Origin of the sequence: Streptomyces durbertensis (genome assembly GCF_014156695.1) — a bacterium.
GTDB lineage: Bacteria > Actinomycetota > Actinomycetes > Streptomycetales > Streptomycetaceae > Streptomyces > Streptomyces durbertensis.
Window position 1 is genome coordinate 1 of sequence record NZ_WMLF01000135.1, and the last position, 12,298, is coordinate 12,298.

Annotated in this window: 13 protein-coding genes and 1 pseudogene; 9 read left to right on the plus strand and 5 right to left on the minus strand. The window is 72.7% G+C overall.

Features of this window, described 5'->3' with window-relative positions; translation table 11 throughout:
• Positions 1–47 precede the first annotated feature (47 nt).
• On the plus strand, positions 48–1,856 hold the full coding sequence (locus GL263_RS11690) for an HtaA domain-containing protein (protein ID WP_182855568.1): 1,809 nt from the start codon (positions 48–50) through the stop codon (positions 1,854–1,856).
• Positions 1,857–2,015: 159 nt separating this feature from the next.
• Positions 2,016–2,519 (plus strand): NUDIX domain-containing protein, encoded by a 504-nt coding sequence (locus tag GL263_RS11695; protein WP_182855569.1) that lies wholly within the window; start codon positions 2,016–2,018, stop codon positions 2,517–2,519.
• A gap of 79 nt (positions 2,520–2,598) precedes the next feature.
• Here GL263_RS11695 and GL263_RS11700 read toward each other — a convergent pair whose 3' ends face one another.
• The gene (locus GL263_RS11700) at positions 2,599–3,267 is read right to left on the minus strand and encodes a biliverdin-producing heme oxygenase (protein ID WP_182855570.1); all 669 of its coding nucleotides are present in this window, start codon (positions 3,265–3,267) and stop codon (positions 2,599–2,601) included.
• A gap of 273 nt (positions 3,268–3,540) precedes the next feature.
• Positions 3,541–4,395: a type I methionyl aminopeptidase gene (gene map, locus GL263_RS11705; protein WP_182855571.1), complete on the minus strand. Its 855-nt coding sequence runs from the start codon at positions 4,393–4,395 to the stop codon at positions 3,541–3,543.
• Positions 4,396–4,471: 76 nt separating this feature from the next.
• Here map and GL263_RS11710 point away from each other — a divergent pair, with 76 nt between their 5' ends.
• From GL263_RS11710 to GL263_RS11720, 3 genes are all read left to right on the plus strand, one after another.
• Entirely contained in the window at positions 4,472–4,705 is a 234-nt protein-coding gene (locus GL263_RS11710) for a hypothetical protein (protein ID WP_182855572.1), read from the plus strand.
• A 79-nt stretch (positions 4,706–4,784) separates the two neighbouring features.
• Positions 4,785–5,495, plus strand: a complete 711-nt coding sequence (gene npdG / locus GL263_RS11715; protein ID WP_182855573.1) for an NADPH-dependent F420 reductase — start codon at positions 4,785–4,787, stop codon at positions 5,493–5,495.
• A gap of 61 nt (positions 5,496–5,556) precedes the next feature.
• The gene (locus GL263_RS11720; RefSeq protein ID WP_182855574.1) at positions 5,557–5,775 is read left to right on the plus strand and encodes a hypothetical protein; all 219 of its coding nucleotides are present in this window, start codon (positions 5,557–5,559) and stop codon (positions 5,773–5,775) included.
• 103 nt (positions 5,776–5,878) lie between these two features.
• On the opposite strand, the gene panB is transcribed toward GL263_RS11720, so the two are convergent.
• The gene (panB, locus tag GL263_RS11725; RefSeq protein WP_182855575.1) at positions 5,879–6,802 is read right to left on the minus strand and encodes a 3-methyl-2-oxobutanoate hydroxymethyltransferase; all 924 of its coding nucleotides are present in this window, start codon (positions 6,800–6,802) and stop codon (positions 5,879–5,881) included.
• Positions 6,803–7,176: 374 nt separating this feature from the next.
• Between panB and GL263_RS11730 the strand changes: the two genes are divergently transcribed.
• From GL263_RS11730 to GL263_RS11740, 3 genes are all read left to right on the plus strand, one after another.
• Entirely contained in the window at positions 7,177–8,193 is a 1,017-nt protein-coding gene (locus tag GL263_RS11730; RefSeq protein WP_182855576.1) for an endonuclease/exonuclease/phosphatase family protein, read from the plus strand.
• A 249-nt stretch (positions 8,194–8,442) separates the two neighbouring features.
• The gene (locus GL263_RS11735) at positions 8,443–9,654 is read left to right on the plus strand and encodes an MFS transporter (protein WP_182855577.1); all 1,212 of its coding nucleotides are present in this window, start codon (positions 8,443–8,445) and stop codon (positions 9,652–9,654) included.
• A gap of 99 nt (positions 9,655–9,753) precedes the next feature.
• Positions 9,754–9,990 carry a hypothetical protein gene (locus tag GL263_RS11740; protein ID WP_182855578.1) on the plus strand — a complete coding sequence of 79 codons (237 nt, stop codon included), beginning with the start codon at positions 9,754–9,756 and terminating at the stop codon, positions 9,988–9,990.
• A gap of 45 nt (positions 9,991–10,035) precedes the next feature.
• Here the strand turns inward: GL263_RS11740 and GL263_RS11745 are convergent, their stop codons facing one another.
• Entirely contained in the window at positions 10,036–11,796 is a 1,761-nt protein-coding gene (locus tag GL263_RS11745; RefSeq protein WP_182855579.1) for an NAD+ synthase, read from the minus strand.
• Positions 11,797–11,840: 44 nt separating this feature from the next.
• Between GL263_RS11745 and GL263_RS11750 the strand changes: the two are divergent.
• A pseudogene (locus GL263_RS11750) lies at positions 11,841–12,020 on the plus strand (type II toxin-antitoxin system RelE family toxin); the annotation flags it as partial.
• A gap of 59 nt (positions 12,021–12,079) precedes the next feature.
• Here GL263_RS11750 and GL263_RS11755 read toward each other — a convergent pair.
• On the minus strand, positions 12,080–12,298 hold a 219-nt coding region (locus tag GL263_RS11755), incomplete at its 5' end, for a hypothetical protein (RefSeq protein ID WP_228456441.1).

Genomic DNA, 12,298 nt, shown 5'->3' on the forward strand with positions numbered 1-12,298 from the left:
CCACCACCTCCCCCTCCACCCCCGCCGACTCCCAGGAGTAGTCCCCGATGAACGCCATCCCGCGCGGCCTGGCCCTGGCCGCCGCCACCGCGACCGCCCTCACCGCGACCGCCTTCGCCCTACCGGCGCTCGCCGCCGAGAGCGCGCCACCAAGAACCATCGAACTCACCGGCGGCACACTGGAGTGGGGCTTCAAGGAGTCCTTCCGCACGTACGTCACCGGCATGGCGAAGGGCGAGATCACCGTCTCGGGCGGCGCCTCCCAGGCCGCCGGCAACGGCCCCTTCACCTTCACCGGCGGCACCGGCACCTACGACATGACCAGCCACAACGTGAACACCACGTTCTCCGGCGCGGTCCGCTTCACCTCCGCCTCGCACGGCTTCGACATCCGCCTGGCCGACGTCCGGCTCTCCACCGAGGGCCGCACCGGCGGCGCGATCACCGCCGACGTCACCGCCGACGGCAAGACCGCCCAGGACGTGGCCATCGCCCGCCTCGACCTCTCCGAGGTGCGCCCCGGGCGCGGCGACGGCGGCGCCATGACGTTCAACGAGATACCGGCCACCCTCACCGCCGCCGGCGCCGAGGCGTTCAACGGCATGTACAAGGCGGGCGACGCCCTCGACCCGGCCACGCTCAGCGTCCGCACCGCCTCCGGCGGCGGCTCCGCCTCGGGCGGTTCGACGTCGGGCGGTTCGACCTCCGGCGGCGGCTCCACCTCCGGCTCCGAGGGCACCTCCGGCAGCTCCGGCTCGGAGGGCACCTCCTCGGGCTCCGAGGGCACGTCCGGTTCTTCCGGTTCCTCCGGTTCTGAAGGCACGACGGGCACCGGCGGCTCGACGGGCTCCGCCGGCTCCGAGGGTTCCTCCGAGGGCTCCGGCACCAGCGGTACCGGCGGCTCCTCCGGCGGCTCGGGCTCGTCCGGCGGCTCCGGTACTTCAGGCTCGTCCGGCTCCTCGGGCGGCTCAGGCTCCTCCGGTTCCTCCGGTTCCTCCGGCTCGTCCGGCGAGACGCAGAGCGGCGGCACGGGCGAGAAGCCGCCGGTGGTCTCCGGCAGCATCGTCGACGGCACGCTCGACTGGGGTGTGAAGAAGTCGTTCCGCGACTACGTCACCGGCCCGATCGGCAAGGGCCGCATCGAGGTCAACGGCGGCGCGGTCAAGAAGCCCGACGGCTTTGTCTTCGGTGACGCCGGCGGCGACTTCGACAACGGCAAGTCCAAGCTGAACGCGGAGTTCAAGGGCGGCGTGGCGTTCTACGCCCACGCCGAGGGCAACGGCTACGCGCTCGAACTCAAGCTGTCCGGCCTGAAGGTGGTCACCGACGGCGCCAAGGGCAGCCTCGTCGCCGACGTCTCCGCCAAGGACCGGGAGAGCGGCAAGGTCACCCGGCACGACGGTCTGGCGCTCGCCAGCCTCACCCTGCCGGCCGGTGCGCTGAAGGCCGAGAAGGACGTCGTCTCCTTCAAGGACGCCCCCGCCGCGCTCACCGCCGAGGGCGCCAAGGCGTTCGGCGGCTTCTACCAGCCCGGTGACGCGCTCGACCCGGTGACCGCCGCCGTCGCGCTCTCGGACAACGTGAAGCTGCCCGACAACGGCGCCTCCGGCGGCAACGGCACGGCGGGCGGCGGTGACACCTCCGGCGCCTCCGGCACCGGCGGCTCGCCCGCCTCGGTCGGCGGTGGTTCGGCCGGTTCCGTCGGCGGTGGCGGCACGGTGGGCGGCACGGGCGGCTCGCTGGCCACCACCGGTGCCAGCGTGCCCACTTCGGCCCTCGTCGGCGGTGCCGCCGTGCTGGCCGCGATCGGAGCGGCGGCGGTCTACGCCACCCGTCGCCGCCCCTCGGAGAGCTGACGGTCCAGCCTCTCCGAACACCGTGCCCGCCGGTCCCTCCACCGGCGGGCACGGTGTTTCCCGCTCGCCGGCACGTGCCGGCCCGAACGGTCCCGCCCGCCGACGGTGTCGCCGTTCAGCCGCTAACATGCCCACCGACGCGGCGACGAAGGGATCCCGGTGACGCAGCCGACGACCGACGACCGGCCGGAGAAGCCCGAAGCCGCGCCAGGAACAGCCACGCCCCTGCTGGTCGCGGCCGTCATCGTCCACGACACGGCGGCCGACCGCGTGGTCCTCCTCCAGCGGGGCGAGCGGGCGAAGTTCGCCAAGGGCAGGTGGGACCTCCCCATCGGCAAGAGCGAGCCCGGCGAGCCGATCACGGAGACGGCCGTCCGGGAGCTGTACGAGGAGACCGGCCTGACCGTGGAGCCGGAAGCGCTCGACCTCGCCCACGTCATCCACGGGGCCAGGGGAGTGGACGCCCCTGACGGCTTCCTGACGGTCGTCTTTGTCACCCACGAGTGGTCCGGCGAGCTGGAGAACCGCGAACCGGGAAAGCACGCGCAGGTCCGCTGGTTCGACGTGGACGCGATCCCCGACAACCTCGTGGGCACCACGTCGAGCGCTGCCCGGCGGTACTTCGCGGGAGGCCCGAAGGTCTCGCTCCACGGCTGGGAGTAGCGGGTGCCGTGGCTGGACGCAGCCGTGCCCCCGAGGTGTCGACGACACCTCGGGGGCACGACTCGCGGCTGGCGGCCTGTCAGGCGGCGCTCAGCGGGAACTGCTCGCCCAGCTCGCGGAAGACGGCGGTGTTGAGGGCGAACGCCCGCTTGCACTCGTCCACGACGCGCTGGCGCTCCAACTCGTCGCCCGGCAGCTCGTCGAGCAGCCGGCGGTACTCGCGCTTGAACGCGGCCGGGTTGCCGACCTCCTCGAACACGTAGAACCGCACGCCCGCGCCCTTGCGTTCGAAGCCCCAGTTCTTCTCCGCCGTGCCCCGGATGATCTGACCGCCGGACAGGTCGCCGAGGTAGCGGGTGTAGTGGTGGGCGACGTAGCCGCCGGGCCAGTCGCGGGCGACCTCGGTGACGCGGTCCGCGTAGGCGGCGGTGGCCGGCAGGGGGCGCAGCCCGGTGGCCCAGTCGGCACCGCCGTGGAGGTGGTCCAGGTCCTGCTCCAGGGCGGCGACGCGGAAGAGCTCGGGGCGTATGAACGGACCGGCCACCGGGTCCTCGGCGAGGCGGTCCGCCGCCTCCTCCAGCGCCCGGTAGACGAACCAGAGCTGCTCGGTGTAGCGGGTGTACGCCGTGACGCCGAGCCTGCCGCCCAGCAGGTCGCTCATGAACGAGGAGTTCTCGGCCTCCGTGTGCTGTTCGTGTGACGCGGTGCGGATCAGCGTGGAGAACGGGGTGGTCTCGGGCGCGGACAAGGCGGGCCTCCGTGGGCCGGACGGATGGGGGACATGCCGCCCGACGGGCGGCGTGGCGCACGGTACGAGCACCGCCGCACCGCAGATCCTCCTACTTAGGTAAGCCTAAGTCAACCTGTTGCCGACGTCCTGTCGGCAAACTCGAGCCTATCCCGTCCACGCTGACGTGAAACCCCGGGAGCCGAACGGCGTCCGGAACGCGCCACAGCCCGGTACCGAAGGCCACAAGGGCCCCGGTACCGGGCTGTGCGAGGAGGAGAGGGCGCGAGCCCGTCAGGGCAGGGTCAGGACCTCCGCGCCCGAGTCCGTCACCACCAGGGTGTGCTCGAACTGGGCCGTGCGCCGGCGGTCCTTCGTGACGACCGTCCAGCCGTCCTCCCACATGTCCCACTCGTGGGTGCCGAGCGTCAGCATCGGCTCGATCGTGAACGTCATGCCCGGCTGCATCACGGTGGTGGCCCGGGGGTCGTCGTAGTGCGGGATGATCAGCCCGGAGTGGAACGAACTGTTGATGCCGTGCCCGGTGAAGTCGCGGACGACGCCGTACCCGAAGCGCTTGGCGTAGGACTCGATGACCCGGCCGATCACGTTGATCTGCCGGCCCGGCCGCACCGCCTTGATCGCCCGCCGCAGCGCCTCCTCGGTGCGCTCCACCAGCAGCCGCGACTCCTCGTCCACCTCGCCGCACAGGTAGGTGGCGTTGTTGTCGCCGTGCACGCCGCCGAGGTACGCGGTGACGTCGAGGTTCACGATGTCCCCGTCCCGCAGGACCGTGGAGTCCGGGATGCCGTGGCAGATCACCTCGTTCACCGAGGTGCACAGCGACTTGGGGAAGCCCCGGTAGCCGAGCGTGGAGGGGTAGGCGCCGTGGTCGCAGAGGAAGGTGTGCGCGACCTCGTCCAGCTTGTCGGTGGTGACGCCCGGAGCGATGTGCCTGGCCGCCTCCGCCAGCGCCTGCGCGGCGACCCGGCCGGCGACGCGCATCCGCTCGACGGTCTCGGCGTCCTGCACCTCCGGGCCGCTGTACGGCGTGGGAGCCGTCTTCCCGACGTACTCGGGGCGGGCGATCGCGGCGGGCACCGCCCGGGTGGGGGAGACCTTGCCGGGGACGAGGAGAGACTGGGACATGCGGGGAAGTCTAGAGCGTCCCCGGTGAGGTGCCGCGCCTGTGGTGACGGCACCCGGGGTGGGGCAGCATGACCGTATGTCTCTCTTCAAGCGCACGACGGTCGGCAAGCCGGGCGAGTGGTTCTACTGCCTGCGGCACCAGAAGGTCGAGGAGGGCCCGGAGTGCCCCGCCAAGGACCGGTTCGGCCCCTACGGGACGCGGGAAGAGGCGGAGAACGCGATGCGCACCGCCCACGAGCGCAACAAGGAGTGGCAGAACGACCCGCGCTGGCACGACAACAACAAGCAGGCGGACGACAACGACGACTGAGGTGACCGGGACGACCGAGGTGACCGAGTAGTCGACGGGCGGCGGCGCGTGCGCGCCGTGTGGTGGCAGGATCGGGATCATGACTGCTACCGATTCCCAGCCCCCCGCCAAGCCCGCGCCCAAGGACCCCTGGACACTCCCCGACGTCTCCGGCCTTGTCGTCGGAGTGCTCGGCGGGACGGGCGACCAGGGGCGGGGCCTCGCGTACCGGCTGGCCCGCGCCGGCCAGAAGGTGATCATCGGCTCCCGCACCGCCGAACGCGCCCGCACCGCCGCCGAGGAACTGGGCGAGGGCGTGGAGGGCGCGGACAACGCCGAGTGCGCGCGCCGCAGCGACATCGTGATCGTCGCCGTGCCGTGGGAGGGGCACGCCGACACGCTGCGGTCCCTGCGGGAGGAACTCGCCGGCAAGCTGGTCGTCGACTGCGTCAACCCGCTCGGCTTCGACAAGAAGGGCGCCTACGCGCTGCGCCCCGAGGAGGGCAGCGCGGCCGAGCAGGCGGCGGCGCTGCTCCCCGACTCCCGGGTCACGGCCGCCTTCCACCACCTCTCGGCGGTGCTGCTGCGCGACCCGGAGATCAAGGAGATCAGCACGGACGTGATGGTGCTCGGGGAGGTGCGGGCGGACTGCGAGATCGTGCAGGCGCTCGCCTCCCGCATCCCCGGGATGCGAGGCGTCTTCGCCGGCCGGCTGCGCAACGCGCACCAGGTCGAGTCGCTGGTGGCCAACCTGATCTCGGTGAACCGGCGCTACAAGGCGCACGCCGGCGTACGCCTCACCGACATCTGACCGCGTCGGGGCATGGGGGACAATGGGGGCGGACGACCGCACCCGAACTGGAGCCGCCCCCATGCCCCGCATCGCCGTCTACGCCCTGCTGACCTGCGTGCTGGCGCTGGTCGCCGCCGTGCTCTCGTTCGCCAACGGCAGCTGGCTGGGAATCGTGTGGGTCCTGATGCTCGGGGTGTCCTCGAACATCGCCTGGTTCTACTGGCGCAAGGCGCAGATGGACCGGCAGCACGCGGCGGCCGCCGCCGGTGACGCCGCCGCCGGTGACGCCGGAGCCTGAGGCGGGGCGCCTGAGGCGGGGGCGCCTGAGGCGGGGCGCCTGAGCGCCCACGCCCCGGCGCGCCACCGGCGTGCGGGTGCGCCCCGCACGCCGGGCGCACCACTCAGTGGAAGGTGTGCTCCTCCTGCGGGAACGCGCCGTGCGCGACATCCTCGGCGAACGCCTTCGCCGCGTCCCCGAGCGACTGACGCAGCTCCGCGTACTGCTTGACGAAGCGCGGCACCCGGCCGGCCGTCATGCCGGCCATGTCCGTCCACACCAGCACCTGCGCGTCGCAGCCGGCGCCCGCGCCGATGCCGATGGTCGGGATGTGCAGCGAGCGGGTGACCTCGGCGGCCAGCTCCGCCGGGACCAGCTCCAGCACCACCGCGAACGCGCCCGCGTCCTGCGCCGCCTTCGCGTCGCGCAGCAGCCGGTGCGCGTCCTCGTCGGCCCGGCCCTGCACCCGGTAGCCCATGGTGTGCACGGACTGCGGCGTCAGACCCAGGTGGGACATGACCGGGATGCCGGCGGAGACCAGCAGCTCGGTCTGCGCCAGCGAGCGCTCGCCGCCCTCCAGCTTCACCGCGCCCACGCCGGCCTCCTTCACCAGCCGGGTCGCGCTGCGCAGCGCCTGCGTCGGGCCCTCCTGGTAGGAGCCGAACGGCAGGTCGCCGACGACCATCGCGCGGCGGGTGCCGCGTACGACGGCCGCCGAGAGCATGGCCATCTGGTCGAGGGTGACGGGCACGGTGGTGTCGTAGCCGAGGTGGCAGTTTCCTGCCGAATCCCCGACGAGCAGGACGGGGATACCGGCCTCGTCGAAGACCCCGGCGGTCACCGCGTCGTAGGCGGTGAGCATCGGCCAGCGCTCCCCGCGTTCCTTGGCGAGCGCGAGGTCGCGGACGGTGATGCGCCGGTTCTGCTTCCCCCCGTACAGCGCCCTGCTGTTGTCGGCGGTCTTGCCGGTCGTGCTGCCGGCTGTCGTGTCGCCGGCCGCGGTCCCGGCCGGTGCGCCGCCGGTGGCGGCGTTGTGGGCATGCGTCATCGCAGGCTCCCGTGTGGTGTCGTCTCGTGGCGCCCTTACGGCGTCCCCGGATCACCTCCATGGTGGCACCGCGCGCAGACGGGGGAAAGCCCGCCCCGCGCGGGCGCGATGTGACGTGGGTCCCAGTGGGGGTCGAGAGGGGCGCGCGCGCTCGCCCTGCGGGCGGCTCGCGGGGTGTCGGCCGGTTGCGCGAGGCGCGTACGGGGATGAAATGGGAACGGATGCTTCCGGGATTGGAACTGGTCGGCGACGTCCGCACGTCTGGGACAGGGAGCGGTTCTTTCGGGGGCCGCTCCGGCACGTTTCCCGGCATGACGGCGGTGGCGTATGGTTCCCGCCCGGGCCGGCAGTTACACGGCAAGTGAGGGCAGCGCATGGCAGGGGTGGACACCACGGAGTCGCAATCGGTCGGCACCCGGCGGTCCGGCGGCTCTTCCAGGCGACCACGGTTGTCGGCCCTCCGCGGGAGAAACATCTGGCGCCGCGGGCTGGTGCTCGCCGCACTGTCCCTGCTGCTCGGACTCGGCATGGCGCTGCACTCCCGCATCCCCAACACCATCGGCAACCTCGGGTCGCTCGTGGAGACGTTCCTGCCGTGGTGCGGGGTGATCATCGTCCTGCTGTTCCTGCTCGCCGTGCTGCGACGCTCGGCCAGCGCGCTGATCGCCCTGCTGCTGCCGGTGCTCGTGTGGGCGAACCTGTTCGGCGGGCTGATCACCGACAAGACGGGCGGCGTGGGCGACCTGATGGTCGTCACCCACAACGTGGACGCCGAGAACCCCGAGCCGGAGGCCACCGCCGCGCAGCTCGCGGACTCCGGCGCCGACATCATCGCCCTGGAGGAGCTGCCCGGCCGCGCGGTCTCCGTCTACGAGAAGGCCCTCGAAGCCCGGTACCCGTACCACGCCGTCGAAGGCACGGTCGGGGTGTGGAGCAGGTACCCGCTCAGCGACAGCCGCCCGGTGGACATCCAGATCGGCTGGACCCGCGCGCTGCGCACCACCGTCACCACGCCGCAGGGCGACATCGCCGTCTACGTGGCCCACCTCCCGTCGGTCCGCGTCCAGTTCAAGGCCGGCTTCACCGCCGGCCGCCGGGACGACGCCGCCGAGCAGCTGGGACGGGCCATCTCCCAGGAGTCGCTGAGCCGCGTGGTCCTGCTGGGCGACCTGAACGGCACGATGAACGACCGGGCCCTGGCCCCGGTCACCTCGCAGATGCGCTCGACGCAGGGCGCCGCGGGCGCCGGCTTCGGCTTCAGCTGGCCGGCGTCGTTCCCCATGGCCCGCATCGACCAGATCATGGTCCGGGGCATCGAACCCAAGTCCTCCTGGACTCTCCCCCGCACCGGCAGCGACCATCTCCCCCTCGCCGCCTGGCTGGAGCTGTGAGTCCGCTCTCATCCCGCGCCGGGCGGTAGCCGGGTCCCGGCGGGCCGCCAGGGCGGCGTCCTGCCTGCTCGCGGCCGGTGTCGGGGCCTTCCGCCGGCGGGCGGAAGGCACGGCCTGGTCAGGTAGGCGTGGCCGGTCGGCAACCTCGGGTTGGTGTGGCGGGGGCACGGCTGTGGGAGACTTTGTTTTGCGGCGGAACAAATTCGTCGTCTCCCTCCGCTCGTCCCCGTTCCGAGAGGCCGTCTCCTCATGCCCGTCGCGCTGCTCGCCCTGGCGGTGGCCGCCTTTGGCATCGGCACCACCGAGTTCGTCATGATGGGGCTGCTGCCCGAGGTCGCCGACGACCTGGGCACCTCGGTGCCCACCGCCGGCCATCTGGTGTCCGCGTACGCCATCGGCGTGGTCATCGGCGCCCCGCTGCTCACCGCCGCCGGCGTGCGGGTGCCGCGACGCCGCATGCTCGTCGCGCTGATGGCCCTGTTCACCGTCGGCAACCTCGCCTCCGCGCTCGCCCCCGGCTTCGGCACGCTGCTCGCGGGCAGGGTGCTCGCCGGCCTGCCGCACGGGGCGTTCTTCGGCGTCGGCGCCGTCGTCGCCGCACAACTCGTCGCGCCCGAGCGACGGGCCAGGGCGGTCGCCACGATGTTCCTCGGCCTCACCGTCGCCAACATCGTCGGCGTACCCGCCGGCACCGCGCTCGGCCAGCAACTCGGCTGGCGCTCCACCTTCCTGGTCGTCACCGCCATCGGCCTGCTCGCCATGCTCGCCCTGTACGCGCTGGTGCCCCGGCTGCCGCTGACACGCGGCGGCGGACTCGGCGGCGAGGTACGGGCGTTGGCCGACCGCCAGGTGCTGCTCGGGCTGCTCACGGCCGTCTTCGGCTTCGCCGGCGTCTTCGCCGTCTACAGCTACCTCGCCAAGATGATGACCGAGCTGACCGGCCTCTCCGCGACGGCCGTCACCGGCGTCCTCGCCCTCTTCGGCATCGGCATGACCCTCGGCGCGCTGGCCGCCGGCCCCCTCACCGACCGGGCGCTGCGCCCCACCCTCTACGGTTCGCTCGCCGCGCTCGCCGCCCTGCTGCTGGTCTTCCGGTACACGGTGCACAGCACCGTGCCGGCGCTGATCACCGTCACCCTCATCGGCGCGGTCGGTTTCATGACCACCACCCCGCTCCAGATGCTCGTCATGAACAACGCGCGGTCCGCGCCCACGCTCGCCTCCGCCTCCAACCACTCCGCGTTCAACCTGGCGAACGCCGGCGGCGCGTGGCTGGGCGGCGCGGCCATCGCCGCCGGCTGGGGCTGGGACTCCCCGATGCTCGTCGGCGCCGTGCTGGCCGCGATCGGCCTGGCGCTCGCCCTGCTCGGCGGCGCGCTCGACCGCGACGGCTCCCGCCTCTCCCGCGTTGTCGCCCGCTCCCGCCGCACCACCGAACCCTCCGACGTCGCGGTGGGCTGAGCCGCCCGCCGACCGAGGGCCGAACCCTCGACCTTCGTCGGTTCCGGTGTGGCCGGACGGCCGATGGGCCGTCCGGCCGGGGCGATCTATGGTCGGGGCATGGCTTCGAACAGTTCCCGGCCGCCGCTGGCGACCGTCACCGGCTTTGTCTGCTTTGTCCTGGTCGTCGGCGGGATCAGCGGGCTGCTGCGCGAGTGGTTCGGCTGGATCCACCTCATGGGCTTCGTCCGCTACTTCACCGTGGACGGGTACGAGGTGGCCAGCTACGCGGCGATCACCCTGGTGGGCGCGCTGGTCGGGGTGGCCGGCGACCGGATAGCCCGCCGGACGGCCTGAGCCGCCGGCGAGGCCGCACGCTCCGGCCCCCGCCCCGGCCCCCGCTCAGCTCCCGGCGGACTCGCGCCAGCGGTTGGTCACCGGCAGCCGCCGGTCCTTGCCGAAGCCCTTCGCGCTGATCTTCGTACCCGGCGGGTACTGCCGGCGCTTGTACTCGGCGGTGTCCGTCATCCGCAGCACCCGTGTCACCAGCGCCGGGTCGAAGCCGCGCGCCGCGATCTGCGCCGCGCCCTCGTCCCGGTCCACGTACAGCTCCAGGACGCGGTCGAGCACGTCGTAGTCCGGCAGCGAGTCGGCGTCGACCTGGCCGGGGCGCAGTTCGGCGCTCGGCGGCTTGCTGATCGAGTTCTCCGGGATCGGCGGCGTCTCGCCGCGCTCGGCGGCGGCCCGGTTGCGCCAGCGGGCGAGCGCGAAGACGGTCGTCTTGTAGACGTCCTTGATGGGGCCGTAGGCGCCGACCGAGTCCCCGTACAGCGTGGAGTAGCCGCAGGCCAGCTCCGACTTGTTGCCCGGCGCGAGCACGATGTGGCCCTCCTGGTTGGAGAGCGCCATCAGCAGCGTGCCGCGCAGCCGGGCCTGGAGGTTCTCCTCGGCCAGACCGGTCAGCCCGAGCGAGCCCATGTACGCGTCGAACATCGGCTCGATGGACTGCGTGCGGAAGTTGAGGCCGGTGCGCTCGGCCAGCTCGGCGGCGTCCGAGCGGGAGTGCCCGGAGGAGTAGCGGGACGGCATCGAGACGCCGTACACGTTCTCGGCCCCGAGCGCGTCGCAGGCCAGCGCCGCGACAAGCGCCGAGTCGATGCCACCGGAGAGTCCGATGATCACCGAGCGGAAGCCGTTCTTGCGGACGTACGCCCGCAGCCCGGTGACCAGCGCGGTGTAGATCTCCTCCTCGTCGCCGAGCGGCGGCGCGACCTCGCCGCCGAACCGCGCCGGGTACGCGGGCAGCGGCTCGGAGCCGAGCGTGACGTGGTGGATGCGGAGGCCGTCGTCGACCGTGCCGGAGGGCGGCTCCGGAGGCGCGGCGGGCAGGTCGAGGTCCAGCATCAGGCAGGTCTCGGTGAACTGCGGCGCCCGGGCGATCACCTCGCCGTCCGCGCCGACGACGATCGAGTCCCCGTCGAAGACCAGCTCGTCCTGGCCGCCGGTGGTCGCCAGATAGGCGGTGGTGCAGCCGGCCTCCTGCGCCCGCTTGCGGACGAGTTCCAGCCGGGTGTCGTCCTTGTCCCGCTCGTAGGGGGAGGCGTTGATCGACAGCAGCAGGCCGGCGCCGGCCGCGCGGGCCGCCGGGACCCGGCCGCCCTCCTGCCACAGGTCCTCGCAGATCGCCAGCGCCACGTCGACGCCGTGGACCCGCACCACCGGCAGCGTCTCGCCGGGCACGAAGTAGCGGAACTCGTCGAACACGCCGTAGTTCGGCAGGTGGTGCTTGGCGAACGTCAGCCGCACCTCGCCCTCGAACAGCACGGCGCCCGCGTTCTGCGGGGCGCCGGCGGGCTGCCCGTAACGCGGCGTCGGCTCGGCCACCCGGTCCAGGTAGCCGACGACCACCGGCACCCCGCCCAGGCCCTCCTCGGCGAGCCGACCGGCCAGCTCGACGAGCGCGGCCCGGCTGGCCTCGACGAACGACGGGCGCAACGCCAGGTCCTCCACCGGGTAGCCGGTGAGCATCATCTCCGGGAACGCGACCAGATGCGCACCCTCCTCGACGGCCCGCCGCGTCCAACGCAGCACGGCGTCCGCGTTCGCGGGAAGGTCGCCGACGGTGGAGTCGACCTGGTTCAGTGCGAGACGTAGTTGAGCCACACCCCCACACTAACCGTCACTCTGACGCAATGCCCCCTCCGGGGGCCCGGGGTACCGAGCTGGAGAGCGACCCGGCCGGGTTCAACACCACGGCCCTCGTGTCCCAGCCCGACCGGCGTCGCCTGCGCGTACGCGACCACCGCGTCATCCACGCGATTGACAACGGTCAACTGGTCGTGTGGGTCGTACATGTCGGGCATCGCTCCACCGTCCACGACACCTGAGTGGGCCCATGCCGACGGGTCGAGTGTCGGTGAAGCGGGCCGCCACCCCGGAAGGCGGGTCAGTCGTTCTCGTAGTGGCGGTTGGCTTCCTCGAAGGCGGTGTCGAGGCTGGTGTCGAGGGCGGCGATGCCCTGGGGGAGGCCCGTGTTGTTGAGGGTGTCGTCGAGGACGCCCGCGTGCGCGGTGGGGGCGCTGAGGGCGGCGATACCGCCGAGGAGGAGGGCGGTGAGCGCGGTCTTCGCTGGCTTGTTCACGCGCTGACCAACGCGTCGGAGGGG

Bases quoted from the DNA above. Each gene is read 5' to 3' on its own strand.
- GL263_RS11720 (WP_182855574.1), top strand. From the start codon at position 5,557: ATGCCCCGCATCGCCGTCTACGCCCTGCTGACCTGCGTGCTGGCGCTG.
- map (WP_182855571.1), bottom strand. From the start codon at position 4,395: ATGTCCCAGTCTCTCCTCGTCCCCGGCAAGGTCTCCCCCACCCGGGCG.
- GL263_RS11730 (WP_182855576.1), top strand. From the start codon at position 7,177: ATGGCAGGGGTGGACACCACGGAGTCGCAATCGGTCGGCACCCGGCGG.
- GL263_RS11735 (WP_182855577.1), top strand. From the start codon at position 8,443: ATGCCCGTCGCGCTGCTCGCCCTGGCGGTGGCCGCCTTTGGCATCGGC.
- GL263_RS11740 (WP_182855578.1), top strand. From the start codon at position 9,754: ATGGCTTCGAACAGTTCCCGGCCGCCGCTGGCGACCGTCACCGGCTTT.
- GL263_RS11710 (WP_182855572.1), top strand. From the start codon at position 4,472: ATGTCTCTCTTCAAGCGCACGACGGTCGGCAAGCCGGGCGAGTGGTTC.
- GL263_RS11690 (WP_182855568.1), top strand. From the start codon at position 48: ATGAACGCCATCCCGCGCGGCCTGGCCCTGGCCGCCGCCACCGCGACC.
- panB (WP_182855575.1), bottom strand. From the start codon at position 6,802: ATGACGCATGCCCACAACGCCGCCACCGGCGGCGCACCGGCCGGGACC.
- npdG (WP_182855573.1), top strand. From the start codon at position 4,785: ATGACTGCTACCGATTCCCAGCCCCCCGCCAAGCCCGCGCCCAAGGAC.